At 73.3% G+C, this 26,398-nt stretch carries 29 protein-coding genes; 10 read left to right on the forward strand and 19 right to left on the reverse strand.

The window, feature by feature from the left end; translation table 11 throughout:
* Window positions 1-87: 87 nt before the first annotated feature.
* From GD748_RS02090 to GD748_RS02100, 3 genes are all read left to right on the forward strand, one after another.
* On the forward strand, window positions 88-378 hold the full coding sequence (locus GD748_RS02090; protein ID WP_152193541.1) for a WXG100 family type VII secretion target: 291 nt from the start codon (window positions 88-90) through the stop codon (window positions 376-378).
* A 45-nt stretch (window positions 379-423) separates the two neighbouring features.
* A complete protein-coding gene (locus GD748_RS02095; protein ID WP_152193542.1) occupies window positions 424-1,332 on the forward strand; it encodes a DUF4031 domain-containing protein in 909 nt (302 codons plus the stop codon).
* 215 nt (window positions 1,333-1,547) lie between these two features.
* On the forward strand, window positions 1,548-1,829 hold the full coding sequence (locus tag GD748_RS02100) for a dsRBD fold-containing protein (RefSeq protein WP_152193543.1): 282 nt from the start codon (window positions 1,548-1,550) through the stop codon (window positions 1,827-1,829).
* Between the two features lie 29 nt (window positions 1,830-1,858).
* On the opposite strand, the gene GD748_RS02105 is transcribed toward GD748_RS02100, so the two are convergent.
* Genes GD748_RS02105 through GD748_RS02115 form a run of 3 tightly spaced genes read right to left on the reverse strand, consistent with a single transcriptional unit; the run spans window position 1,859 to window position 4,369 of the window.
* A complete protein-coding gene (locus tag GD748_RS02105; RefSeq protein ID WP_152193544.1) occupies window positions 1,859-2,326 on the reverse strand; it encodes a UPF0158 family protein in 468 nt (155 codons plus the stop codon).
* Window positions 2,327-2,372: 46 nt separating this feature from the next.
* Entirely contained in the window at window positions 2,373-3,032 is a 660-nt protein-coding gene (locus GD748_RS02110) for a response regulator transcription factor (protein ID WP_152193545.1), read from the reverse strand.
* A complete protein-coding gene (locus GD748_RS02115) occupies window positions 3,029-4,369 on the reverse strand; it encodes a sensor histidine kinase (protein WP_226920657.1) in 1,341 nt (446 codons plus the stop codon). The genes GD748_RS02110 and GD748_RS02115 overlap by 4 nt, the downstream gene beginning before the upstream one ends.
* A 155-nt stretch (window positions 4,370-4,524) precedes the next feature.
* Between GD748_RS02115 and GD748_RS02120 the strand changes: the two genes are divergently transcribed.
* Together GD748_RS02120 and GD748_RS02125 are read left to right on the forward strand one after the other, a co-directional pair.
* Complete coding sequence (locus GD748_RS02120; RefSeq protein WP_226920659.1) at window positions 4,525-5,091, forward strand: hypothetical protein; 567 nt, start codon at window positions 4,525-4,527, stop codon at window positions 5,089-5,091.
* A complete protein-coding gene (locus tag GD748_RS02125; protein WP_152193546.1) occupies window positions 5,088-6,725 on the forward strand; it encodes a multicopper oxidase family protein in 1,638 nt (545 codons plus the stop codon). Before GD748_RS02120 ends, GD748_RS02125 begins: the two co-directional genes overlap by 4 nt.
* 105 nt (window positions 6,726-6,830) lie before the next feature.
* Here the strand turns inward: GD748_RS02125 and GD748_RS02130 are convergent, their stop codons facing one another.
* Genes GD748_RS02130 through GD748_RS19375 form a run of 3 tightly spaced genes read right to left on the reverse strand, consistent with a single transcriptional unit; the run spans window position 6,831 to window position 9,248 of the window.
* Window positions 6,831-7,496: a DUF998 domain-containing protein gene (locus GD748_RS02130; protein WP_152193547.1), complete on the reverse strand. Its 666-nt coding sequence runs from the start codon at window positions 7,494-7,496 to the stop codon at window positions 6,831-6,833.
* A 55-nt stretch (window positions 7,497-7,551) separates the two neighbouring features.
* Window positions 7,552-8,886 carry an RNA polymerase sigma factor gene (locus tag GD748_RS02135; RefSeq protein ID WP_152193548.1) on the reverse strand — a complete coding sequence of 445 codons (1,335 nt, stop codon included), beginning with the start codon at window positions 8,884-8,886 and terminating at the stop codon, window positions 7,552-7,554.
* Window positions 8,883-9,248 carry a YciI family protein gene (locus tag GD748_RS19375; RefSeq protein ID WP_193312782.1) on the reverse strand — a complete coding sequence of 122 codons (366 nt, stop codon included), beginning with the start codon at window positions 9,246-9,248 and terminating at the stop codon, window positions 8,883-8,885. Before GD748_RS19375 ends, GD748_RS02135 begins: the two co-directional genes overlap by 4 nt.
* Before the next feature lie 289 nt (window positions 9,249-9,537).
* On the opposite strand from GD748_RS19375, the gene GD748_RS02145 reads away from it, so the two are divergent.
* On the forward strand, window positions 9,538-9,978 hold the full coding sequence (locus GD748_RS02145) for a hypothetical protein (RefSeq protein WP_152193550.1): 441 nt from the start codon (window positions 9,538-9,540) through the stop codon (window positions 9,976-9,978).
* Between the two features lie 314 nt (window positions 9,979-10,292).
* On the opposite strand, the gene groL is transcribed toward GD748_RS02145, so the two are convergent.
* The 3 genes from groL to GD748_RS02160 all read right to left on the reverse strand — a co-directional run bounded on the left by groL (window position 10,293) and on the right by GD748_RS02160 (window position 13,429).
* Complete coding sequence (groL, locus tag GD748_RS02150) at window positions 10,293-11,921, reverse strand: chaperonin GroEL (RefSeq protein ID WP_152193551.1); 1,629 nt, start codon at window positions 11,919-11,921, stop codon at window positions 10,293-10,295.
* 253 nt (window positions 11,922-12,174) lie between these two features.
* Entirely contained in the window at window positions 12,175-12,861 is a 687-nt protein-coding gene (locus tag GD748_RS02155) for a cupin domain-containing protein (RefSeq protein ID WP_152193552.1), read from the reverse strand.
* A complete protein-coding gene (locus GD748_RS02160) occupies window positions 12,854-13,429 on the reverse strand; it encodes an RNA polymerase sigma factor (RefSeq protein ID WP_226920661.1) in 576 nt (191 codons plus the stop codon). The genes GD748_RS02155 and GD748_RS02160 overlap by 8 nt, the downstream gene beginning before the upstream one ends.
* A 245-nt stretch (window positions 13,430-13,674) precedes the next feature.
* On the opposite strand from GD748_RS02160, the gene GD748_RS02165 reads away from it, so the two are divergent.
* From GD748_RS02165 to GD748_RS02180, 4 genes are all read left to right on the forward strand, one after another.
* Window positions 13,675-14,244: a COG4315 family predicted lipoprotein gene (locus GD748_RS02165; protein ID WP_152193554.1), complete on the forward strand. Its 570-nt coding sequence runs from the start codon at window positions 13,675-13,677 to the stop codon at window positions 14,242-14,244.
* A gap of 92 nt (window positions 14,245-14,336) precedes the next feature.
* Window positions 14,337-14,924 carry a COG4315 family predicted lipoprotein gene (locus tag GD748_RS02170; protein WP_152193555.1) on the forward strand — a complete coding sequence of 196 codons (588 nt, stop codon included), beginning with the start codon at window positions 14,337-14,339 and terminating at the stop codon, window positions 14,922-14,924.
* A gap of 57 nt (window positions 14,925-14,981) precedes the next feature.
* Window positions 14,982-16,454, forward strand: a complete 1,473-nt coding sequence (locus GD748_RS02175; protein WP_152193556.1) for a glycoside hydrolase family 15 protein — start codon at window positions 14,982-14,984, stop codon at window positions 16,452-16,454.
* Window positions 16,451-17,272, forward strand: coding sequence for an SGNH/GDSL hydrolase family protein (locus GD748_RS02180; protein ID WP_226920663.1), 822 nt, complete (start codon window positions 16,451-16,453; stop codon window positions 17,270-17,272). Before GD748_RS02175 ends, GD748_RS02180 begins: the two co-directional genes overlap by 4 nt.
* A 77-nt stretch (window positions 17,273-17,349) precedes the next feature.
* Here GD748_RS02180 and GD748_RS02185 read toward each other — a convergent pair whose 3' ends face one another.
* The 10 genes from GD748_RS02185 to csrA form a co-directional block, all read right to left on the reverse strand.
* On the reverse strand, window positions 17,350-17,835 hold the full coding sequence (locus GD748_RS02185; protein ID WP_226920665.1) for a hypothetical protein: 486 nt from the start codon (window positions 17,833-17,835) through the stop codon (window positions 17,350-17,352).
* The gene (locus tag GD748_RS02190; RefSeq protein ID WP_152193557.1) at window positions 17,832-18,191 is read right to left on the reverse strand and encodes a response regulator; all 360 of its coding nucleotides are present in this window, start codon (window positions 18,189-18,191) and stop codon (window positions 17,832-17,834) included. Before GD748_RS02190 ends, GD748_RS02185 begins: the two co-directional genes overlap by 4 nt.
* Before the next feature lie 20 nt (window positions 18,192-18,211).
* Window positions 18,212-18,799 (reverse strand): chemotaxis protein CheX, encoded by a 588-nt coding sequence (locus tag GD748_RS02195; RefSeq protein ID WP_152193558.1) that lies wholly within the window; start codon window positions 18,797-18,799, stop codon window positions 18,212-18,214.
* Window positions 18,796-19,194 carry a response regulator gene (locus tag GD748_RS02200; protein ID WP_152193559.1) on the reverse strand — a complete coding sequence of 133 codons (399 nt, stop codon included), beginning with the start codon at window positions 19,192-19,194 and terminating at the stop codon, window positions 18,796-18,798. The genes GD748_RS02195 and GD748_RS02200 overlap by 4 nt, the downstream gene beginning before the upstream one ends.
* Window positions 19,191-20,006 carry a CheR family methyltransferase gene (locus GD748_RS02205; RefSeq protein ID WP_152193560.1) on the reverse strand — a complete coding sequence of 272 codons (816 nt, stop codon included), beginning with the start codon at window positions 20,004-20,006 and terminating at the stop codon, window positions 19,191-19,193. Before GD748_RS02205 ends, GD748_RS02200 begins: the two co-directional genes overlap by 4 nt.
* Window positions 20,003-21,070: a chemotaxis-specific protein-glutamate methyltransferase CheB gene (cheB, locus tag GD748_RS02210; RefSeq protein WP_264372463.1), complete on the reverse strand. Its 1,068-nt coding sequence runs from the start codon at window positions 21,068-21,070 to the stop codon at window positions 20,003-20,005. Before cheB ends, GD748_RS02205 begins: the two co-directional genes overlap by 4 nt.
* A gap of 65 nt (window positions 21,071-21,135) precedes the next feature.
* A complete protein-coding gene (locus tag GD748_RS19760; RefSeq protein WP_226920667.1) occupies window positions 21,136-23,067 on the reverse strand; it encodes a methyl-accepting chemotaxis protein in 1,932 nt (643 codons plus the stop codon).
* Between the two features lie 38 nt (window positions 23,068-23,105).
* On the reverse strand, window positions 23,106-23,519 hold the full coding sequence (locus GD748_RS02225; RefSeq protein ID WP_152193563.1) for a chemotaxis protein CheW: 414 nt from the start codon (window positions 23,517-23,519) through the stop codon (window positions 23,106-23,108).
* A complete protein-coding gene (locus GD748_RS02230) occupies window positions 23,516-26,023 on the reverse strand; it encodes a chemotaxis protein CheW (RefSeq protein ID WP_193312783.1) in 2,508 nt (835 codons plus the stop codon). Before GD748_RS02230 ends, GD748_RS02225 begins: the two co-directional genes overlap by 4 nt.
* A gap of 94 nt (window positions 26,024-26,117) precedes the next feature.
* Window positions 26,118-26,363, reverse strand: coding sequence for a carbon storage regulator CsrA (gene csrA / locus GD748_RS02235; protein WP_152193565.1), 246 nt, complete (start codon window positions 26,361-26,363; stop codon window positions 26,118-26,120).
* Window positions 26,364-26,398 lie beyond the last annotated feature (35 nt).

Consider the following 26,398-nt stretch of genomic DNA (forward strand, 5'->3'; position numbering starts at 1 on the left):
CCGCTGCCGTCCCGGCTCGTGCCGATGTCCCTAGCTTCGAGCTGTCGCCGCACCGTCGGGGTGCGGCCGGACGAGACGGAGCAGACGATGGCCCGCTTCCAGGTCGACAGCGCCGAGGTGGCCCTCGCCGCCGCGCAGACCCGCACGACCACCTCGACCATCCGTGCGGAGGTGGCGGCGATGATGAACCACCTCCTCCAGCTCCAGGCCAGCTGGACGGGCACCGCCGCGGCGGCGTTCGGTGGCTGCGCCGACCAGTGGCGGGCCACCCAGGCACAGGTGGAGTCGTCGCTCGAGCAGATCACCCTCTCGCTCGACGCCGCCTCGCGCACCTACGCCGACGCCGAGGCATCCGCGCAGGGGCTGTTCGCCCGCTGAAGGACCCCGGCTGCCACGCGGCCGCGCCACTCATAGCATCCAGGTGTGGCCATCCTCGTCGACCCGCCCCGCTGGCCCGCGCACGGCACCGTCTGGGCGCACCTGGTCTCCGACACCTCGCTGGTGGAGCTGCACGCCTTCGCGCGGTCGAACGGCGTGCCGCGGCGGGCCTTCGACCTCGACCACTACGACGTACCCGCCGAGCGCATCGACGATCTGGTCGAAGCCGGCGCGGAGCGTGTCGAGGGGCGTGTCCTGCTCTCCCGGTTGCGCGGGTCAGGGCTGCGGGTGCGCGGGGCCGACCGCGCTGACGAGACCGCGCGCCGCCGTCGCGCGGAGCTCGCCGGCCGCTGGGCCGCGCTCGTGGACGAGCCGCCGCCGGGGTGGGCCGAGCTGGGTGAGGAGCTGATCGCACGATGGAGCGAGCCGCACCGCCGCTACCACGACCTCGTCCACCTTCACGACGTCCTGCGCCACCTCGACGACCTCGGCGACGACGGCGAGGAGGTGACCCGGTCGGTGCGACTGGCCGCGTGGTTCCATGACGCCGTCTACGACGGTGTTCCCGGCGTCGACGAGGAGGCGTCGGCGATGCTCGCCGAGGACCGGCTGCGCACGGTCGGCGTACCCGCCGCCGAGGTGACGGAGGTGAGCCGGCTCGTGCGACTCACGGCCGGGCACTCCCCCGGCCCGGACGACCCCGCCGGCGCCGCGCTCTGCGACGCAGACCTGGCGATCCTGGCCGCCGCGCCCGCCCGGTACCGCATATACGGCTCTGCCGTGCGAGCCGAGTACGCACACGTCCCCGACGCCGACTTCCGCCGCGGACGAGCAGCCGTGCTCGCGGACCTGCTCGGACACGACAGGCTCTTCACCACGGCGGCCGGGTTCCGGCGGTGGGAGCAACGCGCCCGGGAGAACATCGCCGCCGAGCTCGGGGCGTTGCAGAGCTGATCGGCGCTCGAGGGCGGGGGCATGCGCCCCCAGTCCCGGGGCGTTGCAGAGCTGATCGGCGTTCGAGGAGGCGGGCATGCGAGCCAGTCCCCGGAGCGGCGACCACACAGAACGGGACGCGCCCTGGCGGCGGACGCCCGGACGGCGGACCATGGGAGGACAGCCCCGGCCACGGCGACGCTGCCGGTCACGGCCGGCGACCACTCGGAGGAGTCATGGCCAGGTCGTGGAACGTCGAGATCCAGCTCTTCAGCGCCGACGAGGTGCGCTCGGACGAACCCGTCACCACCGCCCATGCGGTGCTGACCACGGCGGCCGGCGCCACCCTGAACGGCTACGGACGGGCCCGCCGCAACCCTGAGGACCAGGACATCGAGGAGATCGGTGAGGAGCTCGCGGCCGCACGGGCGCTGCGCGACCTCGCCGACCGGCTGCTGCGGGCCACCTCGGACGACATCTCGGCGATCGAGCATCATCGCGTCGTGCTGCCCAGGTAGGGCGAGCCACGACTGGCGGCGTGGGTCGGTCAGAGCTCGGCGAGCGCCGCGTCGGCGTCGGCGTCCGCGACGAGCTCGTTGTCGCGCAGCCACTCGATCGCGCGGCGGCGCTCGGCGACCCTGCGGATCCCGGAGAACTCGTCCCAGAGGTCCGGGTAGCGGTACAGGGTGTCCTTGAAGCGACGGAACGCGCCCGGACCCTGGATCGCGACGGTCAGCAGCTCGCGCGTGCGCTCGTCGGCGATGCCGGCGACGAAGTCGGCCATGTCCCGGTAGGCCGCATGTGGGTCGTCGGCCTCGATCACCACCAGGTCGCGGTCCTCCATCTCTTCCTCGAACTCGCCCGCGAGGTCGTCGGGTCGGTAGATGACCTCGCCGGTCTGCCGGTCGAGGAACCACGTGCTCTCGTACGAGCGGTCCTCCAACGCACTCTCGAGCATGTCCAGATCGACCACCGCCAGGTCCAGCATCGTTCCACCCGCCTCGTCGTCCGTCACAGCCACGCACGCTACGCGGGTACGCCGCCCGCGTCACCCAGCCTCGTCATCCGCCGGGACTCACCAGCCCGGTCTCGTACGCCAGGATCACCAGCTGCGCCCGGTCTCGGGCGTCGAGCTTGCCGAGGAGCCGGCTGACGTAGGTCCGGGCGGTTGCCGGGCTGAGATAGAGGGCCCGGGCGATCTCGTCGTTGGTCAGTCCGCGCCCGACCTGCTCGAGGACCTCCCGTTCGCGCTCCGTCAGGCCGGCCAGCCGTCCGTTGTCCACCGCGCGGCGCGGGCCGGTCGCCAGCGAATGCATCACCGTCCGCGTCACCGACGGCGACAGCAGCGACTGCCCGTCCGCCACCACCCTGACGGCGCGGCGCAGCTCGGCCGGGGCGATGTCCTTGAGCAGGTAACCGGCGGCACCGGCACGGATGGCCTCGAAGACCTGCTCGTCCTCGTCGAAGGTCGTCAGGATCATCACCTTGACCGTCCGGAGGTCCGGGTCTGCGACGATCTCCCGGGTCGCCGCGAGCCCGTCCATCTCGGGCATGCGGACATCCATCAGCACCACGTCGGGGCGCATCTCGCGCACCCGCGCCAGCCCGGACCTGCCGGTGGCCGCCTCGGCGACCACGGTGATGTCGCCGTCGTGCTCCGCGAGGGTCCGCAGCCCGGTACGCACCAGCTCCTGGTCATCGACGAGAACGATCCGGATCATGGGACCAGTCTCACCGGTAGCTCCGCGCGCACCACGAAGCCGCCCCGTTCGGGACCGGCCTGCAGCTCGCCGCCGAGCAGCTTGGCCCGTTCCCGCATACCCGCCAGGCCCTGCCCAGCCGACGGCGGAGCCCCCACCCCGCCGCCGTGCAGCGCGCCCCGTACCCGCACGCCCGCCAGACCCTGCCCAGCCGACGGCGGAGCCCCCACCCCGCCGTCCTCGCCACCACGGCCGTCGCCGCCGTCGCGACGGGCGCTGCGTCCGTGTCCGGCGTCCCTCGGGTCGTGCGAGGCTGCTGTGCCGCCCCGCACGTCGCCGGCGCCGTCGTCGGTGATGGTCAGGACGAGCAGGTCTCCGGCGATCAGCGCCCGCACCTCGGCGTGCGCAGCGCCCGAGTGGCGCAGGACGTTGGTCAAGGACTCCTGCACGATCCGGTACGCCGCGGCGTCGATGGCGCTGTCGAGCACGCCGGGCGGGACGTCCACCTGCGCGGTGACCTCGATCCCCGCCTCCTCGGTCGAGCGCACGAGAGCGTCGAGCCCGGTCAACGTCGCCCCGTGCGGCGGGTCGGCGGAGGCGCCGGGTGAGCGGAGCAGGCGCACGGTCGAACGCAGCTCGCGCATCGTGTCCGAGGTGGCGGTGCGCACCTGCTCGATCGCGCGGCCGGCGGCGTCGTCGTCCTGACCGACGGCCTCGGCGGCGACCGCGGCGTGGACGGAGATGACGGACATGGTGTGCCCGACCGCGTCGTGCAGGTCACGGGCGATGCGCACGCGTTCGGCCTGCAGCCTCCGCTCCGCCGCCTGGGCCTGCTCGGCCGCCATGACGACGCGCAACCGCTCCTGGTGCTCGCGCGAGACCCGGCTGGCGCGCACGCTGATGCCCAGCGCGATGGCGGCGGCGATCAGCGCGACGTTGGTGATCAGCTCGTAGCTGTACAGGTAGGAGGTCGGCTGCCCTTCGTCCACGCGGAAGAAGGCGGAGACCACGACGAGGACGGCGCCGGCACCGATCGCCCACCGGGTCCGTCCCAGCTCTGCCGCCGAGTACAGCGCGGCCACCGCCGGCAGGGCGATGCCGATCGGCGGGAAGCCGAAGATGTAGTACACGAAGATGCCCAGCACCGTGGCGACGAGCACGGCGCGCGGGAACCGCCGTCGGGCGAGCACGAGGCCGCCGAACGCCACGGCGAAGAGGTAGGCCCCCGGTCCCGCCCGCCCGGTGCCTTCCAGATCGGCGGCTATCACGACGGCGACGGCGATCGTCATGCCCGCCGCCAGCACCGCGTCGACCAGACGAGGATCCACGTCAGGGTGCCGGGCGCCGGAACGTTGCATCTGCAAAGGCTACGAAGTCAGGGTCCTCGGGGACATCCGCCCCAGGTCGTCAGGGCACGTCGCTCCGAGGCGACCGAGGTGTCCGCCGGAAGCGGTCCGGAGAGACGCCCACGGGCCGATGTGGCCCACGGCCGCTCGTTCGTAGCGTCGACAGCATGAACACCAACACTCCTGAGAACGAGCCCTGGAACGCCGGCAACGCGAGCGCTCGTCGGCCCGGCAACAGCACCGGTGAGCACGGTCAGGCCGGCTCCGGTCCGGCCGTCCGGCCGGCGGGCCCCGCACCGGGCGCTCCCGTCCCGGGCCCCGGCGCGAGGACACCGGCCCGTCGGTCCGACCCGCTGAGCTGGCCGCTCGTCCTGGGCCTGGGCGCGGTTGCGCTGCTGTGGCCCCTGATGCAGCTGACCGGCCTGGCGGACGCGATCGGTCGTCAGGCCACGCCGTTGGTCGTCGCCCTGGCCGTGGCCCTGGTCTGGGTCGGCGTCGTCGGCCTGGGCAGAGCGCCACGCCCGGTGCTCACACTGACTCTCGCCGGTGTGGCCTACGGCGTCTACCTCCTGGTGCTGGGCATCGTGCTCGGCCCGGCGCTGGGCGATGGTGGCATCCCGCTGAGTGCGATCCCGTGGGCGATGGCACCGATGCTGGCACTCGACGCGTTCTACGGCTTCCTGGCCGGCCTCCTCGCCCTCGTCGTCCAGAACGTGCGGGGAGGACGGTCATGAGGACGACGACCGCCTCGGTCCGCCGTCGCGGCGTCCGTCTCGCGGCAGGTGCCGCCGTCGCAGGCCTGGTCGCGGCTGGCTGCGGGGCCGTCCCCGGCTCGATCTCCTCGGTCGACGAGCCCGCCGAATTCTCCACCGAGCTGACGATCCCACCCCTGGCGGAGTCCCGGGTCGAGGACGGCGTCCGCATCTTCGAGCTCACCGCGCAGGAGGGCAGCACCTCGTTCCTGCCGGGCAAAGAGTCCGAGACCTGGGGCTTCAACGGAGACCATCTCGGCCCCACCCTGCGCGCCGAGCGCGGCGAGGAGGTCGCCGTCGAGGTCGCCAACGAGCTCGACGAGGCGACGTCGGTCCACTGGCACGGGATGCACCTGCCGCCGGAGATGGACGGCGGACCCCACCAGGAGATCGAGCCGGGCGGCACCTGGCGCCCGCACTGGGAGATCGACCAGCCCGGTGCCACGCTGTGGTACCACCCGCACCCGCACGGGCGGACCGAGGAGCACGTCTACCGCGGGCTGGCCGGGATGTTCATCCTCGACGACGCCGAGACGGCGTCGGCCGGCCTGCCTGACGAGTACGGCGTGGACGACGTCCCGGTGATCGTGCAGGACAAGGTCATCGCGGACGACGGCGCCCTCGAGCTGGACTCCGACGGCAACGAGGTCGGGCTGCTGGGCAGCACGGTGATGGTCAACGGCACGGTCGGCGCCTACCACGACGTCACCACCGAACGGGTGCGGCTGCGCCTGCTCAACGGGTCGACCGCCCGGACCTACGCGTTCGGCTTCGAGGACCGCACGGTCCAGCTCGTCGCCACCGACGGTGGGCTGCTCCGGGCACCGGTCACGACCGACCGGGTACGACTCTCGCCGGGCGAGCGGGCCGAGATCGTCGTGGAGATGGAGCCGGGCACAACCGCGCGGCTGCGGTCCTTCGAGCCGGAGCTCGGCGCGGTGGCGGCCCCGTTCGCGGTCGGCGCGAACGACTCGTTCGACGTCCTCGAGCTCCGCGCCGCGTCCGAGCTGGCCCCGTCGGAACCGGTCGCCTCCAAGCTGGCCGAGTTCGGCCTCGCCGAGTCCGACGCGACGGTGACGCGCACGTTCGAGCTCGACGGCCGGAAGATCAACGGGCAGAAGATGGACATGGGCCGCATCGACGAGGTCGTCGAGGTCGGCTCCACGGAGATCTGGGAGGTCCGCAACGTCAACCTCTCGCCGCACAACTTCCACGTGCACGACGTGCAGTTCGAGATCCTCGACATCGACGGCGAGCCACCGCCACCCGACCTCGCCGGCCGCAAGGACACCGTCTATCTCGAGCCGCGGCGCACCTACCGCCTGATCATGCGGTTCGAGGACTATGCCGACCCGACCTGGCCCTACATGTTCCACTGCCACCTGCTCCTGCACGAGGACGAGGGGCTGATGGGCCAGTTCCTCGTCGTCGAGCCGGGGCAGGACCCCGAGGGGCCACCGGCGGGCCACGGCGGGCGCGGCGGTGCGGCTCACGGTGACAGTGGCACCAGCACCAAGGACGGCAGCGGCGGCGACAGCGAGCACGTCGAGCACGGCGACCACCGAACAGCGACGGACCGTCTCGCGGACGACCCTCGTGGTCACGACCACCACTGACCGCCCGCGACGACAGCCACCACCGGCACGAGCCGACGTGCGCCACTGCCGAGGTCCGGCCGACCTCTCGACAAGAGGTCGGCCGGACGCGATGGGTTCTCGAGCTCAGCGTGGCGCCATCTCCCGGCGGAGCTTCGCCGCGACGAGGGACACGTACCCGAGCAGCAGGGTCACGACGACGGCCAGCCGGATGCTGATGCTGCCGGGGTCGGGCCACCAACCGACGAGGAGGACGGCGACAGCCATCGCCACCGAGGCGACAGCCCAACGCCGCTCGCCGTCCCGGGAGAAGCGACGGGCGAGCACGACACAGCCGATGGTCGCCGGGTCGGTCGCCAGCAGCGCGGCGATGTTGTGCGCAGTGCCGTGCCAGGTCGGTTCCGTGACCTCCGGGGTCCCTGGCGGGAAGCCGAGGCCGGGATCGGCGACGAAGACTCCGGCCGCGACGAGCCCGACGCCGAGGACACCGAAGAGGATCGGCCCCCAGGTGCCGGCGCGCCCGGAGCGGCGCATCCGTCGCAGTCCTACGGCAAACCCGATGACGAGGAGCCCGGTGAGAACGAAGTTGGCGATCTGGACCCAACCACCGGGTCCGGTGCTCAACAGGCTCAGGGGGTGACGGGTGAGGTCGAAGCCGTCCCGGGCGAGCACCTGGGTCGCCGCGACGCCGACGAACAGAGGTGCGGCCAGCATCGCGCCGGCAAGCAGCCTCCCGGTTGTTCTGCTCGTGACTCGCGACGGGCTGGCGACGCGTGGAGTTGTGGTGCTCATGATCGTCCCTTCCTGCGAGATGGTGCGTGGTCGTCCGGGACGTCGGAGCCGAGCATCACGTTTCGACGTTCCCGGGGAGGTCGCCCAGCGGGTCGTGGCTCGTCAGGTCCCGGGGCACCACTCCGCGGCCCCCGCCCTCCAACGCCTCCGCCCGCGCGCGGAGGTACCGCTGCTCCGGCGGTGAGGTCGTCATCCGTGCGGCACGGCGGTAGTGCTCGGCCGCAGCAACCGGCTCACCGGCCATCTGCAGGAGGTGGGCCCGCACAGCCTCCAAGCGATGGCTGCGAGCCATCCGGGGGTCGCTCTCGAGCTCACCGATCAGGGCCAGACCCACCCGTGGCCCGTGCACCATCGCCGTCGCGACGGCGCGGTTGAGATGCACGACCGGGTTGTCGCCGAGCCGCTCCAGCAGGTCGTACAGCGCAAGGATCTGCGCCCAGTCGGTGTCCTCGGCGGTGCGTGCCTCGTCGTGGACGGCGGCGATCGCGGCCTGCAGCTGGTACGCACCGGGCCGGCCTCGCGAGAGTGCCTCGGTCAGCAGTGCCGTGCCCTCGGCGACGGCGTCTGCATCCCACAGTGCGCGGTCCTGGTCGGCCAGCGAGACGAGGTCTCCGTCCGGTCCGGTGCGCGCCGGCGTCCTGGCCTCCGTCAGCAGCATGAGGGCGAGCAGGCCGGTGACCTCGGCGTCCTCGGGCAGCGCCTCATGCAGGATGCGCGCCAGACGCACGGCCTCACCGGCGAGCTCGGCACGGTGGGTCGTGCTGGCCGCGGTGGAGGTGTACCCCTCGTTGAAGATGAGATACAGGACGTGCAGGACCGCGCCGAGGCGACCAGCCGCATCCTCCGACGGCGGCAGCCGGAACCTGGCCCCCGACTCCTGGAGGCGCTGTTTCGCCCGGCTGATGCGCTGCCCCATCGTGGTCTCGGGCACGAGGAACGCCCGCGCGATCTCCGTCGTCGTGAGCCCGCCGACGGCACGTAGCGTCAGGGCGATCTGGGAGGGCAGGGTCAGCGCGGGGTGGCAGCAGAGAAAGAGCAGGACGAGCGAGTCGTCCTGCTCACCGGTGCGTGCGGAATCCGCCGCGGGCGCCAGATACTCTTCCGGCAGCAACCGGACCGCCATGTCGTCCTCCCGGCGCCGGCGCGCCTGGTCCGCGCGCAAGAGGTCAGTCAGCCGACGGGAGGCCACCGTGACGAGCCAGGCGCGCGGGTTCTCGGGCCTGCCGTGCGCCGGCCACTGGGTGGCGGCCGCCAGCATCGCCTCCTGGACGGCGTCCTCCGCGAGGTCGAAGTGGCCGTAGCGGCGCACGAGCGCACCGAGGACCTGCGACGCCAGCCGGCGCAGCAGCACCTCGGTGTCCGGCCCGCTCGCGCGCGGCGTCGCGCTCACTCCTGGGCGCCGTCGTCCTCGAGGGGCCGCATCTCCACCCGCCCGAACGCCTGGCACATCTGGGCCGCGATCTCCACGGCCCGGTCGTGGCTCGCGACGTCCACGACGCCGAAGCTGACGAGGAACTCCTTGGCCTCGGCGTACGGACCGTCGGTCACAACCGGCACACCCTCGCGCAGCTCGATCGTCTGGGTGTGGGTCGGGTCGGCAAGACCGCCGGCGTAGACGAACTCCCCCGACTCGATGAGCGCCTGGGCGAAGGAGTCCGCCGGGCCGTACTGCTCGTCGGGATGCTGCTTCTGGTACTCGGCGCCCATGTCCCAGTCGGCCTGGGTGCCGTAGGCAAGCATGATGTACTTCACGATCGCTCCTCGTAGACGGTGAGCCCTGGTCGGCTCGCGCACCGGGGACGTCGGAGCAGGCGCCACGGCTTCGACATCACCGTGAGCTGACGTCGGCATCGACGTTGCCCCCAGCCTAGAGCTCGGACCGGGCGCCCGGTCCCGACTCCGGGCAGGTGCGTGGGAACTGCCTTCGGCCGAGGTGAAGCACCACGCGCGATGTCGAGATCGTCCTGGTGGCTCCGACGTCTCCTGTGCAGGGCATGACAGCTCTGCACAGAGCCGATCGACTGACACGGAGGAGCACATCATGAGCGAGATCGAGATCATCCAGTACCCGGTGAGCGACGACGTCGCCGCCCTGGACCGCCTGGTCGGCACGTGGACCGTGACCGGAGGCGCCGAGGGCACCGTGACCTACGAGTGGATGGACGGCGGCTACTTCCTCCTCCAGCGGGTCGAGCTGGAGCAGTACGGCGAGAAGACATCAGGCCTGGAAGTCATCGGCCGGCTGCGCCCGTTCATGGAGGAGCCGTCCGAGCACGTCCACTCCCGGTTCTACGACAGCCAGGGCAACACGCTGGACTACGTCTACGAGCTCGATGGCGATGAGCTCACCATCTGGGCCGGGCAGCACGGCTCGCCCGCCTACTTCCGGGGCCGCTTCGACGAGGACGGCACCGTCCTCGACGGCAGCTGGGTGTACCCCGGCGGAGGCGGGTACGACTCCACGATGACAAGAGTGGGTTGACCGGTCGCCTGCCCATCGAGGTTCCCCACCCCAGGCGCCGGTATCCCGAAGAGTTCGTACCGGATGTCGGTACGAACTCTTCAGCCAGTGCGCGTCGGTGGCGGGGTGGGGTGGTGCCGCGGTGCAGTGGCAGCGTGCGGGCTCTCGCTCGGGCTGTGACGTCCGGGCTCCCGCTTGGGCGCTGCCCCGGCGCATCGCCGCTGGGCGCATCACCGGGGCCTCCCCGGACGCACCGAAGGGCGGCACCCTCGTGGGGTGCCGCCCTCCGGCGTTGTGCTGTTCAGACGGCCTGGGCCGCCGTCAGCGGGGCGGGATCAGAAGCCCATGCCGCCCATGTCCGGCTCGCCACCACCGGCAGGCGCGGCGGCCTTCTCCGGCTTGTCGGCCACGACGGCCTCGGTGGTGAGGAACAGACCGGCGATGGAGGCCGCGTTCTGCAGGGCAGAGCGGGTCACCTTGACCGGGTCGTTCACGCCGGCGGCGAGGAGGTCCTCGTAGACACCGGTCGCGGCGTTGAGGCCGGAGCCGGCGGGGAGGCTGCGCACCTTCTCCGCGACGACGCCGCCCTCGAGGCCGGCGTTGATGGCGATCTGCTTGAGCGGGGCGTCCACCGCGACACGCACGATGTTCGCGCCGGTCGCCTCGTCACCCTCGAGGGACAGACCCTCGAACGCGTCCTTGGCGGCCTGGATGAGAGCGACGCCACCACCGGCGACGATGCCCTCCTCGACGGCGGCCTTGGCGTTGCGCACCGCGTCCTCGATGCGGTGCTTGCGCTCCTTGAGCTCGACCTCGGTGGCGGCACCGGCCTTGATGACGGCAACGCCGCCGGCCAGCTTCGCCAGGCGCTCCTGCAGCTTCTCGCGGTCGTAGTCGCTGTCGGAGTTGTCGATCTCACCGCGGATCTGGGCGACGCGGCCCTCGATCTGGTCGGTGTCGCCGGCACCCTCGACGATGGTGGTCTCGTCCTTGGTCATGACGACCTTGCGGGCGCGACCGAGCAGGTCGAGGTCGGCGTTCTCGAGCTTGAGGCCGACGGTCTCGGAGATGACCTGACCACCGGTGAGGATGGCCATGTCCTGCAGCATCGCCTTGCGGCGGTCACCGAAGCCGGGAGCCTTGACGGCGGCCGACTTGAAGGTGCCGCGGATCTTGTTGACGACGAGCGTGGCCAGGGCCTCGCCCTCGACGTCCTCGGCGATGATCGCCAGCGGCTTGCCGGACTGGATGACCTTCTCCAGCAGCGGCAGCAGGTCCTTGACGTTGGAGATCTTCGACTCGACGAGGAGCACGTAGGCGTCCTCGAGGACGACCTCCTGACGCTCGGCGTCGGTGACGAAGTACGGCGACAGGTAGCCCTTGTCGAAGCGCATGCCCTCGGTGAGCTCGAGCTCGAGGCCGAAGGTCTGCGACTCCTCGACGGTGACGACGCCCTCCTTGCCGACCTTGTCCAGGGCCTCGGCGATGAGCTCGCCGATGGCCGGGTCGCCGGCGGAGATCGCGGCGGTGGCAGCGATCTGGTCCTTGGTCTCGATCTCCTTGGCCTGCTTGAACAGGTGCTCGGTGACCGCCTCGACAGCCTTCTCGATGCCCCGCTTGAGGGCGATCGGGTTGGCGCCGGCGGCGACGTTGCGCAGACCCTCGCGCACGAGCGCCTGGGCCAGGACGGTGGCGGTGGTGGTGCCGTCACCTGCGACGTCGTCGGTCTTCTTGGCGACCTCCTTGACGAGCTCGGCGCCGATCTTCTCGTACGGCTCCTCGAGCTCGATCTCCTTGGCGATGGACACGCCGTCGTTGGTGATCGTGGGGGCGCCCCACTTCTTCTCCAGGACGACGTTGCGGCCCTTGGGGCCGAGGGTGACCTTGACGGTGTCGGCGAGGGTGTTGAGACCCCGCTCCATGCCGCGACGGGCCTCCTCGTTGAAGGCGATGGTCTTGGCCATGCTGATTCCTCCACTTAGGTGGTGGGTGTGGCTGGCGAGCGCCCGCGACGGACGACCAGGGTCATGGCGGTCACGTCCCGCCACGGCCCAGGCCTCACCGGCCAGCCGGTTGCTGTTGTCACTCTCGTGTCGAGAGTGCTAACTCGATATTGGCACTCTCACCACCCGAGTGCAAGATGCGTTCCGCTGTCGGAGGAACCACGACGGCCCGTCCGGCCGGGGACGGCGACCGGACGAGCGCTTCGTCGGCGGCTCAGAGAGAGGCAGCGGACCAGACGGCGCCGCTGTCCGCCACCAGCTCCACGCCGGACGCGCCGTCGGGAGCAGGCACGACCCAGACCGTCGGACCGCCGGAGCGCAGCGTCCACCGGCCGACGTGGACCGGGTCGCCGCCGTCGACGAGCACCCGGCAGTCGTAGCTGGCTCCCTCGGGCGCACCGGTGATGTCGACCACGAGCACCCGCTCGCCGCCCTGCACCGCGGCGGAGACCTGCCCGACGACGTCGCCGTCGGACGTCCGCAGGGGCGTTCCGGAGCTCACCGCGACCGACGGCGGCTCGTCCCCCGGCGGTCCGAGAACCGTGGCCGCGCCCACCCCGAGTGCCACACCGAGCCCGGCGGCGGCCGCGGCCAGCACGAAGGTGCGACGGCGCAACGACCACCTCGGGACGTCCCGGGACTGGCGGGCCGACTTCGGGTGAGCGTCCGCCGTCGGGGTCAAGCCGATGGCGGCGAGCGCGCGGGCGTCGAAGCCCGGCGGCGGCGAAGTGCGGGGAGCGGCGGTGAGCACGTGCTCGAGTCCTGCGGCGACGTCGGAGTAGTCGGCACGGCAGACGTCGCAGGCGGCGAGGTGGCGGGCGAGCGCATCCTGCTCCGGCCCGTCGACCTCGCCCAGCGCGAGGTCCACGAGCACGTCCTGCTCGGGGTGCCGCTCAGCCACGTTCTTCCTCCATCGCCTGCCGCACCCGTTTCAGTCCGGTGCGGATCCGGGTCTTGGCCGTCCCCAGGGGGATGCCCTCGTGCTCCCCGACCTCCTTCGCCGTCAGCCCGCCGACCACCGCCAGGACTACGGCCCGCGCCTGCTCCGCGGGGATCTGGAGCAGCCGTTCGGTCGCCTGCGCGCTCTCCAGGCCGCGCAGCGCGACCTCCTCAGGGTCCGGCGGCCGCATCGTCGCGTCGAGCAGCTGCTCGAGCGCGTCGGCTTCCGTCGGGGCGGAGCGCCGGGCCCGCACGGCATCGATGGCGGCGTTGCGCGTGATCGTCAGCAGCCAGGTGAGCACCGACGCGCGACGGACGTCGTAGCTCGCCGCCGCCCGCCACGCACGCACGAAGACCTCCTGGCTCACGTCCTCCGCCAGCGCCCGGTCCCGCGTGATCGACACCGCCAGACCGAAGACCGCACCCTGGAAGCGGCGCACGAAGGCCTCGGCCGCGTTCGGGTCGTCCACCGCAAGGCCGTCGACCAGCGCCGCGTCGGCCGCCCGGTCGGTCCGCGGGAAGAGCTGCACATCATCAGGTACGGCCCCGGCCGCCGTCGGGATTGCGCCAGGTCCACCAGGGCCCGCCGGCACACGGTCGCCGCCGGCCTCGTCGGGAGCCGTGCGAGGGGTCGTCAGGTCGGCGGCCGCGGTCCTCCGACGTCCGCTCGCCCCGGACCGCCATCCCGGGGCGCCCCCCGGACGTACCACCCTCGGCGGCTCCTCGGCCGGGGACCGCTTCGACCACCTCATCGACCCAACCTCCGGAGGGAATCATGAGTGCACGAGGCGGCCTGCGGGCCGCGACAGCGGTGCTGCTGCTGGGCGGGGTCCTCGCGGCGTGCGGGGACGACGGCGGCGACGACCCCGGCGGCGCCACCGACGCCACCACCGAGGCCGCCACCAGCGAGGAGGCCACCGAGGACACGACCGGGGACATGACCGAGGAGGCCACCGACGAGGCAACCGGCGATGACGACGGTACCGCTGCCGGCGCCGCCACGCTGGAGCTCGCGGAGACGGACCTGGGGCAGATCCTCGTCGACGGCGAGGGCATGACCCTGTACCTGTTCACCAACGACTCCCCCGGCACCAGCGTCTGCGAGGGCGACTGCCTGGTCGCGTGGCCGCCGCTGGAGGGCGAGGTCGGGGCCGGCGAGGGGGTCGACCAGGCGCTGGTGGGGACCATCGAACGCTCCGACGGCTCCATCCAGGCCAGCTACAACGACTGGCCGCTGTACTACTGGCAGAACGACACCGCGCCCGGCGACACCACGGGCCAGGGCGTCAACGAGGTCTGGTACGTGATCGGTGCCGACGGCGAGGCCATCATGACGATGCCCTGACGGCGACGGCTCGGCTCGGCCTCGCGAGACGGCGGCGGCTCGCCCGGCTGAGCGACGTCGCAGATCCCGGCACGAGCAACGCGGAGGGAACCATGAAGGGACACCGAGGCCTGGACCCGCGCAGCGTCCTGCGGACCACAGGTGCACTGCTGCTGCTGGCGGGCGTGCTCGCGGCCTGCGGCGACACGGACGCCGACGCCCCGCCCGGCGGCGAGGTCGACGGCGGTACGGACACGGGAGGCCGCGGCTACGGTCTCGACGGCCTCGGGAGCGACGCGACGGACGGCGCCGACACCGGCGACGACAGCGGTTCGGGCGCCGACAGTCCCGGCACGGGGCCGCTGGCCCTCGTCGAGACGGACCTCGGGCAGATCCTGGCTGACGCGGGAGGCATGACCCTCTACATCTTCACCAACGACTCCGCCGGCACGAGCACCTGCGAGGACTCCTGCCTCGACCTCTGGCCACCGGTTCCCGGAGACGTCACTGCCGGCCCGGGCCTCGAGGCCGATCTCCTCGGCACCCTGGAGCGGTCGGACGGGACCACGCAGGCCAGCTACGCCGACCGTCCGCTGTACTACTTCGCCCAGGACGCCGAACCCGGCGACACCACCGGCCAGGGCTTCAACGACGTGTGGTTCGTGGTGGGCGCCGACGGCGAGCCCGTGGCGGCGAGATGAGAGCTCCGCCGCGACGACAGCCCCCGTCGTCGCGGCGGCTTCGCGTAGGCTCCTTCGGTGAGTACCGCCGTCGTGAGCACCCGTACCGACGCGCTGGCCGTCCCTGACGGCATAGACGCAGCGGACGGGCGGCCCGCACGCCGACGGCCGTGGCAGCGCTGGGTCGCCGCGGCGCTGGCGGTGGCGCTGTACGTCGCGGCAGCGGCCTGGTCCGTCCATCTGAAGGCGACGGAGTCCACCGAGGCGTTCATCGACCTGTATCTCGACGGGGTGCACCTGCAGGCCGACGGGTCCGTCTCGGACGTCCCGGCCCGCGAGCAGGCCGAGTACCTGCCGGGCAGCCGGGTGCTGGCGGCCGACGCCGACGACCCGCGCGCCGTCGAGCTCGCCGAGGCCCAGCGCGCCTGGCTCGCCGCGGGCGAGGTGCCCGGGGCCGGCACGGCCTACGAGGACCTCGTCACGGGCGCGCTGCTGGACATCCACACCCTGACCGGTGCGACGTTCGAGGAGGACGGGCGCACCACCACGGCCGTCGAGGGCGCGGCCGTGGCCGGCTGGACCGACCGCTGGCGCTACGTGTGGCCCCGCGACGCCTCCTTCGTGGCGGCCGCGCTGGCGCGCACCGGGCACCTCGAGGACGCGGTGGACGTGCTCGGCTTCGTGGCGGACGCCCGCAGCGAGGCCGGCGGGTTCCAGGCGCGGTACCTCCCCGACGGTTCGGGGCCGCCGGACGGGCGCGGCATCCAGCTCGACGGCAACGGCTGGACGCTCTGGTCCGCCGCCACGGTCCTCGCCGAGACCGCGGACGCCGACGAACGTGCCGAGGTGTTCGCCGAGCTCCGTCCCCTCGTCGACGCCTCCACCGAGCACATCCTCGAGCTCACCTCGGACGCGCCGCACCTGCCGCCGCCGTCGGCCGACTACTGGGAGGTGCGCGAGGACGAGCTGACCCTGGGCACCGTCGCGCCGCTGCTGGCCGGCCTCGAGCACGCGACCACCATCTACCGCGACGCCGGCCTCACCGCCGAGGCCGACGCCGCCGCCGAGCGGGCCGCGCAGGTGCACGCGGCCGTCGAGGAGACCTTCGGCCCGGAGGGCTACACCCGCTACGCCGGGGACGGTGGCCCGATGACCTCGCTCTTCGGCTCCGACGGGCGCGACGCCGCCACCGCGATGCTGCTGCCGCCGTTCGTCGGCGAGCCGCCGAGCGGCGCAGAGGACGCCTGGCTGAGCTCCGCCGCGGAGATGGCCCGGCCCGCCGGCGGGCTCGCCCCCGGCGCGGGGTGGAAGCGCGACGGGATCAGCTGGACCCCGGAGACCACCCTCTACGCCCTCACCGCGGCCGCGAACGGGCACCCCGAGCTGGCGGCCGACTGGCTCGACTGGATCAGCGAGCACCGCACGGCGTCCGGGGCGATCCCGGAGAAGGTGCTGGCCAACGGGGCACCGGCCGCGGTCGCTCCGCTGACCTGGTCGAGCGCGAACGTCCTCCTCGCGGTCGCGGCCCTGGAGGAGGCCGGAGAGCTGTGAGCACCGACGCCGCGCCAAGGACCGACGACGCGTCCCGGTGGGCGCGGTACGTGGCGCTGGGCGACTCCATGACCGAGGGGCTCTGGGACGTCGACCCCGCCACCCCCGGTCTCCCGCGCGGCTGGGCGGACCTGCTCGCCGAGCGGCTCGCCCGACGGCGCGAGCAGCCCCTGGAGTACGCCAACCTCGCGGTGCGCGGCCGGCTCCTCGGGGAGATCGTCGCCGAGCAGGTGCCTGCTGCCCTGGAGCTGGCGCCCGATCTGGTGTCCCTGATCGGCGGGGGGAACGACCTGCTGCGCCCCGGCTCCGACCCCGACGCGCTGGCCGGCCGGCTCGAGGGCGCCGTGCGGCGGCTGCGGGCAACGGGGACGGACGTGCTGCTCGCCACCGGGATGGACACCCGCGGGTCGGGCGTGCTGCGGGCCACCCGGTCCCGCACCGCCGTCTACAACAGCCACGTCTGGTCGATCGCCCGGCGCCACGACGCGTACGTGCTCGACGTCTGGGGCATGCGATCGCTGCACGACTGGCGCATGTGGGCCGCGGACCGCATCCACCTGACCACGGCCGGCCACGAGCGGGTCACGCAGGCCGCGCTGGTCGCGCTCGGCCTGGGCGCCGACGACCCCGCCTGGGACGACCCGCTGGAGCCGCTGCCGCCGGTCGCGCGTGCCGAGCGTCTTCGTGGCGACCTGACATGGGTGCGCACCCACGCGGGGCCGTGGGTCGGGCGCCGGCTGCGCCGTCGGTCCTCGGGGGACGCACGCCGGCCCAAGCACGCCGTCCCCGTCGTGATCGAGCGCACGCAGCGAGGGTGAGGGCTGGTCACCGAGCCGCTACAGCACGACGACGGAGACGGCGCACGCGGCGAGGGTGAGCGCTGGTCGCGGAGTCGCTACAGCACGACGACGGAGACGGCGCCCTCGCCGTAGCCCCGGATGTCGAACGCGACGTCCGTCCGGCGGCCGTAGCCGCGCAGCCAGCCCGCCACGTCGGCCGGCAGGAGCCCGGCCGGGCCGTGCACGCGGTACAGGCGCACGTGCGGGGCGTCGTCGGTGTTGAGCAGCGAGGAGATGACGTTGAGCACCTCCGAGACGTTCTCCGCGAGCGCGTCGTCGAGATGCTGGGCCTCGACGGCCCGGTCGGCCACGCGCGGGGGCAGCAGCGCGAGCGCGGCGCCCGCCCGTGCGGCCAGCGGCAGGTCCAGCGCGACGAGCGCTGCGGTGCGCAGGCCCTCCCGGACGTAGACGCCCACCACGACCCCGCCCGGCGTGGCCGCGGTGACCGGGTCGGGCGGCTCCGCCACGGTGATGTCGCGCCCGAGCATCCCGACGAGCAGGTCGCGCAGTCCCTTGGTGCTCGGCAGCGGTGTCTCTCTCACAGGTGCGGCTCGAGGCTCTCGCGGAACGTCTCGGGCGTGAACGGCTTGGCGATGAGGAACTGGGCACCGGCCTCCTCGGCGAGCGCACGCATCTGGTTCGACCCCTCCGACGTCACGAACCCGACCGGGACGGTCGAGCCGCTCGCCCGGAGCGCCCGCACGAGGTCGAGCCCGGACATCTCCGGCATGTTCCAGTCGGTCAGCACGAGGTCCGGTGCCTCCTGGTGCGCGAGCGCGAGCGCCTCGGCGCCGTCACCGGCCTCGATCACCTGCCACCCGTCGTAGCCGGCCTGACGGAGGGTGCGCGCGACGATCCGGCGCATCACCCGGCTGTCGTCGGCCACCAGCACCTTCATGTTCACCTTCTCCTGTCGTCTCAGCCAGGCTGCAGCACCGCGACGGTGATCCCCGCACCGTGCCACAGCAGGTCGGCCTCCGGCCCAGCGCTGCCGTCCGGTCGGGCCCTCGACACCTGCGGCAGCCCGAGGCCGCCGCCGGTGGGGCGCGCGGCCGCGACACTACCCGCAAGCATGTTCACGATCTCACCGAGCGCGTCGGCGATCTCGTCCGGCTCCAGCTCCTCCTCCGGGCCGGCACCGCACATCGCCCTGGTCAGGCGGGCGGCGGTGGTCGGCTCGGTGATGAGCACCGTACGAGCAGCGTACGTGCCCGAGGTGTCGACCCACGCATGCAGCGGGTCGGCGAAGGAGTGCGCCTCCCCCGTCTCGACGGCCAGATGGCCGGGTTCGCCGTCGATCATCGTGGCGAAGATCTCGCGCAGGGCCGCCACGACCTCCCCGGCAGCCGGCAGTGCCGTGCCCGCCGGCGCGATCACGCCCGTAGCGATGTCCGGGCCGGCGACGCGTCCCGCCACCATGTCCCCGACGTCGGGCGCGACCCGTCCCGCCACCATGTCCGCACCGACGGGCGCGACCCGTCCCGCCACCATGTCCGCGCCGGTCATCGCCCGACACCCCGCCCGACCAGGCCGAGGAGCTCGAGCTTGGCGCGCAGCTCGTCAGCGGTGAAGGGTTTCGTCAGGTACTCGTGCGCGCCCGCCGCGAGCGCGCGCACCACCTGGATGTGCTCCCGCTCCGACGTGATCATCAGCATCGTGAGGTCCCGCCAGTCGCGCCGGGCGCGGATCTCGCCGACGAGCGACAGCCCGTCCATCACGGGCATGTGCCAGTCGATGCAGACGAGGTGGACGCCGTCGGGTCCGCTCGTCCCGTGGGCGGTGAGGAGCGCGAGCGCGTCCTGGCCGTCGGTCGCCGTCAGCGTCTCGAGCCCGAGGTCGCCGAGGTAGGCGGAGATGATCCGCCGCATCGTGCGGGAGTCGTCCACCACGAGCGCCCTCATGCCGCACTCTCCGCGAGCCGGTACGCGCTGACGCCGGGAAGGGTGAGCCGACGCCAGGAGTCGTCGACGCCCACCGGAGTCTCGCCGGCACCGAGCACGACGAGACCGCCGGGCACCAGGTGTCGCCGCACGCGGCCGAGCACCGCGGCCCGCGCCGCCAGGTCGAGGTGCATGAGGACGTGTCGCAGGAACACGATGTCGAACGTGCCGCCGGGGCCGCCGGGGTCGAGCAGGTTGTGCCGCCGGAACGTGACGCGCGAGCGGACGGCGGCGCTGACCTGCCACCGCTCCCCCGCCGGCCGGAAGTGCCGTTCCAGCACCCCGTCCGGCAGGCCGCGGGCGAGCTCGTGCTCCGTGTACCGCCCCGTGCAGGCCTGCCGGAGCACCGCCGCCGACAGGTCCGTGGCCAGGACGGAGAAGTCGGGCACGTCGTTGTCGAGCAGCACCATCGCGAGCGAGTACGGCTCCTGCCCGGTCGAGCAGCCGGCCGACCAGAGCCGGGGGCCGCCGGTCCGGGCGGGCAACGCGCCGAGCAGCAGGTCCAGCGCGGCGAACGGGCTGCCGTCGCGGAACCAGCTCGTCTCGGTCGTCATGAGGGCCTCGACCACGCGCTCGGCCTCGTTCCGGTCGGCACCGGCGCGCAGCCGGCCGACGTACCTGTCGACGGCGTCGGCCCCGGTGTGCCCGCGGGCGTGGGCGAGCCGCGCGAGCCGCGACTCGACCAGGTACCGCTTGCCCCGGTGCAGGTCGACGGCACAGGTACGCCGCAGCAGCGACGTGACGTAGCTGAACGACGAGGACGACATGCTCATCCGGTGACCTCCCAGCTGGTCGCGTCGCTCGTCACCGGCTGCCCGAGGACGGCCAGTGCTCTCGCGATGGAGTCGAGCGAGCTCACCCGGTGCGCGTGGCCGGCCGTGACCACGGCCCCGGGCATCCCCCACACGACGGCGGACTCGGCGTCCTGCACCGTCACGGTGCCGCCCGCGGCCACCACCGCCGCGGCGCCGTCGGCGCCGTCGGTGCCCATCCCGGTCAGCACGACGGCGTGCAGCCCGGCGCCGTAGACCTCGGCGGCCGACCGGAACAGCACGTCCACGGACGGGCGGTAGAAGTGCACGGGCGCACCGTCGTCGACGACGGCGTAGACCCGGTCGGCGTGCCGGGCGACGCTCAGGTGCCGGTCCCCCGGCGCGATGTAGGCGTGGCCGGCCTCGAGCACCGTGCCGTGCACCGCCTCGTGCACCCGGGTGGGTCCGCCGCGGTCCAGCCTGGCGGCGAGCTGGCGGGTGAAGACCGGCGGCATGTGCTGGACCACGAGGACGGGGACGGCGACCGGAGCCTCGAGGGCGCCGAAGATCCGCGAGAGGGCCTCCGGCCCGCCGGTCGAGCTGCCCACCACGACCGCGCGGATCTCGCGCGCCACGACGTCGGGCACACCGGGGTCGGCCGGCGCCGCCAGGTCCGCGGCCGCGGAACCGGCGACCAGGGCGTGGACCCGCGGGAGCAGGTCGCGCGCGAGCCGGAAGAGCGACTCGTTCAGGCTCCGGCTCGTGCCGGGCTTGGTGACGTAGTCGCTGGCACCGGCGGCGAGGGCGTCGAGGGTGGCGTCGGCACCGCGCTCGGTGAGCGTGGAGAGCATGATGACCGGCACCCGCAGCCCGGCGCGGCGCAGCGCGCGCACCGCGGAGATGCCGTCCAGCTCGGGCATCTCCACGTCCATCGTCACGACGTCGGGAAGCAGCTCGACGACCTGACCGAGCGCGCTGCGCCCGTCGGCGGCGTTGCCGATGACGTCGACGGTGGGGTCACGCCGCAGCGCGCCGGCGACGAGGCGGCGCATGACCGCGGAGTCGTCGACGACGAGGACCCGCACCCTCGCAGGCGGCACGCCTGTCGGCGGCGCCCCCGCGGGTGGCGCCCCGGCGGGCCGGTCGCTCATCAGTACCGGAACTGCGCGACCCGGGCGCGCAGGTCGGACGACATCTGGGCCAGCCTGGCGATGGAGCCGTTGAGCTGGTTGAGCGCCCCCTGGTTCGCGGCCGTGGTGTCGGCGACGTGCGCGATGTTGCCGGCGATCTCCCCGGAGCCGGTAGCCACCTCGCCCAGCCCGCGCAGCATCTCGTTCGTCGTGGCCGTCTGCTCCTCCACGGCCGAGGCGATCGTGAGCTGGTAGCTGCTGATGGAGCCGACGATCTGCGAGATCTCCGCGAGGGCCTCGACGGCGTCGGCCGAGTCGGACTGGATGGCCTGCACACGCCGCGCGATGTCCTCCGTCGCGCGGGCGGTCTCCTGGGCGAGCTCCTTGACCTCGCTCGCGACGACGGCGAAGCCACGGCCGGCGTCACCGGCCCGGGCCGCCTCGATGGTCGCGTTGAGGGCGAGGAGGTTGGTCTGCTCGGCGATGGACGTGATGACGCGCACGACCTTCCCGATCTCCTGCGAGCTGACGCCGAGCTTGGTGACCGTCTCGTTGGTGGTGCCGACGACGTCGGTGGCCCGGGTGGCGACGTCGGCGGCCTCGTTGGCGTTGGTCGCGATCTCCTGGATCGAGACACCCATCTGCTCGGCACCCGCCGCCACGGCCTGGACGTTGTGGGACACCTGCTCCGCGGCCGTCGCGACGACGCCGGCCTGCGAGGTGACGTCCTCCGTGCCGGAGGCGAACTGCGTGCCGGCGGCCGAGAGGGCGTGAGCGGCGTCCGCGACGGTGTGCGAGGTGACCGCCAGCTCCCCGACGACCGCCCGCAGGTTCGTCTGGGCCCGGCTGAGCGACCGGGCCATCCGGCCGACCTCGTCACGGGTGCGGACCTCGGTCGGCACGGTGAGGTCGCCGTCGGCGAGGGCGTCGATCGACTGCCCGACCCGGCGCAGCGAGGCCCTGATGGAGTGGGCGAGCCGGTATCCCGCGACCAGAGCGACCACCAGCGCGAGCGCGGAGACGGTCACGAGGATCGCGATGCCCCGCTGCGTGCGCTCGTGCGCGGCGGCCGAGATCCGGTCGACCTCCTCGGCGATCTCCACCTGCAGCCCGTCGAGGGCGGCGGTGTACCGCTCGGCGAGGGCGTCGCTGCTGTCCTCCGCGCTGCGGGAGTAGAACTCGTGGAGGCCGTTGGGCACCAGCGTCTCGTCGCGCAGCGCCGACCACTCCCCCCACGCGTCGCGGAACTCGGCCCAGTGCGGCGAGGCCCCGGCAGGAGTCTGCGAGAAGGTCTCGATCGCCGCGTCGACCTCCGCGGTGACCTTCTCGAGCTCGGCGATCAGCTGCTCCTCGGTGAAGAGGTTCTCCCGCTCCGAGATCTGCACGACGAGCAGCTGGGAGCGCAGCGCGCCGTTCTCCACCGCGTCGCGCCCGGCGACGATGTCGCTCTGGACCATGGCGAGCTCGTCGGTGTTCGCGACCATGGTGCGCATCACGGACGTCGCGTAGACGGACGTGCCGATGACGACCAGCACCAGGAGCAGCACGATGGTGAAGATCCGTGCCCGGATGGAGGTGAACCTTCGGCGCCCGGTCGCCCGCGCGGGCCGGCGCGACCCGCCCTTGGCCACTCCGCGACGACGCCCGTCGGTGCGGTCGGCGCCCGTGCCGCCGTCCGCCGCGCCGCCCTCACCGAGAGGCGCACCGCCGGGAGCGAATGCCGCACCGTCCCTGACGCGGGCTGCCGCGACCGTGCCGCCGGGCACCCCGCCGGTGGCGTCAGGCGCCGCGGCGTCGGGGTCCGCGCCCGCCGCGGCCGTGGCGGGGGTCGCTGCCGACGTCGTCGCGGCCTCGTCCGCCGACACGGTGGCGACGGCGGTCGGGCCGGCGACGGTGGTCGCGCCGGTGCCGGGGATCGCGCCCGGGACGGCGTGGTCGTGGTCTGACGACATGGTCGTGCTCCTTGCGGTGACGGGGCGGAAGTCGGGTCTCATGCGGTCACGGCTTCGAGGTCGAGGACGAGCAGCAGTCCGTCGGGATCCGGGAGTGCCCCTCGGATGTAGCCGTTGAGCGGCGGGACGAGCGTGTCGGGCGGCGGCTCCACCCGGTCCTCGTCGACGTCGGTGACGTCTCCGACGGCGTCCACGAGGAGCCCCACCTGCTCGCCGCCGACATCGGCGACCACGAGCATCGGCTCCTGGTCGGCGGGGGCGGCCGGAAGCTCGAGGCGGGGCCGGAGGTCGAGGCAGGTCAGCGCCCGGCCGCGCAGGTTCACCATGCCTGCGACCACCGCCGGCGCCAGAGGGACCGGCGTGCGGCGCGGTGCCCGCATCGCCTCACGGACGTGGACGACGTCGACGCCGTACCGCCGGCCGGCGATGGTGAGGGTCACGAGGGAGGTCATCGGCCCACCAGCTCGCGCAGCGCGTCGGCCGCACCGTCGTCGCCGTAGAAGGTGGGCTCCACGGCGGCGACGAGCGCCGCGCCGTCGAGCAGCCCGGTGACGTGGTCGTCGAGCACCGTGGCGCCGAGCAGGCCGGTGTCCTCGATGGCGCTGTGCCGCCCGCGGTCGTCGTCGACGATGTCGAGGACGGCGTCGACGACGAGGGCGATCGTGCGAGCGTCGCGCTGGTAGAGCACGACGACGAGCTCGTCGGGGTCCGGTGCGACCGGCTCGCCGACCACCCGGTCCAGCCGCACGACGGGCACGATGCCCTCACGCATCCGCAGCACCTCGTGGCGGCCCAGCGGCTCGAGCCGGCTCGGCGCCACCCGCTCGATCCGGCGCACTGCCCGCAGCGGGGCGGCCACACGCCGGCCGAGGCGCGTGCCGGCCACGAGCATCTGCTCGACCGGGGCTGCCGGCACCTTCGACTCCGACCGGCTGAGGGCGGGGGCCACGTCGCGGACGAGGTGGGAGCGCCGCGCGATCTCGCGGGCGTCGAGGATGAGGGCCACCCGTCCGTCACCGAGGACCGTCGCGCCGGAGTACAGCCCGACCTGGCGCACGTGCCGGGCCAGCGGGTTCACCACGACCTCGCCGGTGGACAGCACCCGGTCGACCACGAGGCCGAAGCGGCGGCCGTGCGCCTTGAGGACCACGAGGATGCCGCCGTCCGGGCCGGTGCTGCGCAGCCCCAGCTGGCCGTCCAGGCGGACGACCGGCAGCAGCTCGTCCCGCAGCCGGTACACCGGGGCGGTGCCGAGCTGCTCCACGTCCCGGCCGTCAGGACGCAGCGTGACGAGCTCGCGCAGGGTGACCTGCGACAGCGCGAGGACGTGGCCGGCGCACTCCACCGTCAGCACCGGCATGACAGCCACGGTGAGCGGGACCCGCAGGTGCCAGGTGGTGCCCCGGCCGGGCGTGCTGTCGAAGTCGACGGTCCCCCCGACCTCCTCGACGTTGGTGCGCACCACGTCCATGCCGACGCCGCGTCCGGACACGGTGCTGACCGTGTCCGCCGTGGACATCCCGGGCTCGAACAGCAGCTCGAGGATCTCCGTGCGGGACATCGCGGCGATCTGCGCGGCGGTGCGCCGCCCGGTGGCCACCGCTTTCGCGGCGACCTTGTCGGGGTCGATGCCGCGGCCGTCGTCGGCGACCTCGATGACGACGTGCCCGCCCGAGTGGATCGCCTGCACGGTGACGTTGCCGGTGATGTCCTTGCCCGCGGCCACGCGGTCGGCGGGCGGCTCGATGCCGTGGTCGACGGCGTTGCGCACCAGGTGGGTGAGGGGGTCCCGGACGGCCTCCAGCAGGCTGCGGTCCGCCTCGGTCTCGTGGCCGCTGAGCTCGAGCCGCACCTGTCGGCCGCACGCGTTCGCGAGGTCACGCACGAGCCGGGGAAGCCCGGAGAAGACGCTGTCGACGGGCTGCATCCGGGTACGCAGCACCCGGTCCTGGAGCTCGCCGGTGAGCATGTGCAGGCGGTGCGCGGCGTGGGTGAGCACGTCGTTGCCGGCGCCCTCGGCGAGCCGGTCGATCTGGTTGCGCAGCACGACGAGCTCGCTGACGTCCTCGATGAGGTTGTCCAGGAGCGTGGTGCGCACCCGGACGCTCGTCTCGGCGGGGCGTGCCGGTGACGACGGCGCGGACGACGCCGGCTGACGCTTCGCAGCGGCCCCGCTCACGGCGGGCGCGGGTTGTGTCGGCGACTGCGCCTGTACGGGTGCCTGTGCCTGCAACGGCGACGGCGACGACGACGACGACGACGACATGGTCTCAGCCCTCGTCGCCGCTGCGGCGAGTGTGGGCGACGGCGGTGCCGGTGTCGACCACGACGGCTCGACCGGGGTCGTGGCCGTCCAGGGCGTGGTGTCCGGGGCGGGGTTGTCGGGCACATCGTCGCGGCCACTCGTAGGCTCCGCCGTCGCGGGAGCGACGCCGGGAGCGCCCGCCGCCGGCGCGCCCGCCGCCGGCGCGCCCGCCGCCGGCGCACCCGCCGCCGAAGCACCCGTCACCGGCGCACCCGCCGCGGGACTTGCCGCTGCCGAGGTCCGGGGTCCGTCCCTCCGCGGGGTCCGGCCGGCCCGCACGTCGGCGAGCTGGTCGAGGATGCCGGTGCAGTCGACGGCGCCGTCACCCTCGCCCGTGCTGACGGCGTCCAGGTGGGCGCGGACGTTGTCGACCAAGCTCCAGAGCACCGTGATGGTCGCGGGGGTCAGGGTGCGGTCACCGTCGCGCAGCTCGCCGAGCAGCGTCTCGCCCGCGTGGGTGACGTCGACGAGGTCGGTCAGGCCCAGGAACCCGCTGGTGCCCTTGATGGTGTGGACCGCACGGAAGATGCTGCTCAGACGCCCGGGCGTCTCGGGGTCACGCTCGAGCGCCAGGAGGTCCTTGTCGATCTGGTCGAGGTTCTCGCCGCTCTCGAGGAGGAACTCCCGGACGATCTCGTCGACGTCGTCCACTGTCACCTCCACCAAACCGGGCCACGACCGAGCGGGCCCCGCCCTCAGTGGAGATATCGGCCCGGGCGCTGGGGATGTGAGAGGTCCGGCGGTACTACCGCTCCGGCTCGCGCGGTGCGGTGAGCGCGCGCAGGGCCGCGACGGCGTCGTCGTCGACGGCGGCAGCGGCCTCCCGGTTGGCCTCCTCGACGGCCTGGCGGACCTCGGCACGGTTGACGCTGACGCTGCGCGGGGCGTCGATCCCCAGCCGGACGGTGTCGTTGCGCACGTCGACGACGGTGAGCACGATGTCGTCGCCGATGACGATCTGCTCGCCCACTCGTCTGCTCAGCACCAGCACGGCGTCGACACTATCTCCTCGGGGCGGCTGGGCAC

Source organism: Georgenia subflava, from assembly GCF_009193155.1.
Taxonomy (GTDB): Bacteria; Actinomycetota; Actinomycetes; order Actinomycetales; family Actinomycetaceae; genus Georgenia; species Georgenia subflava.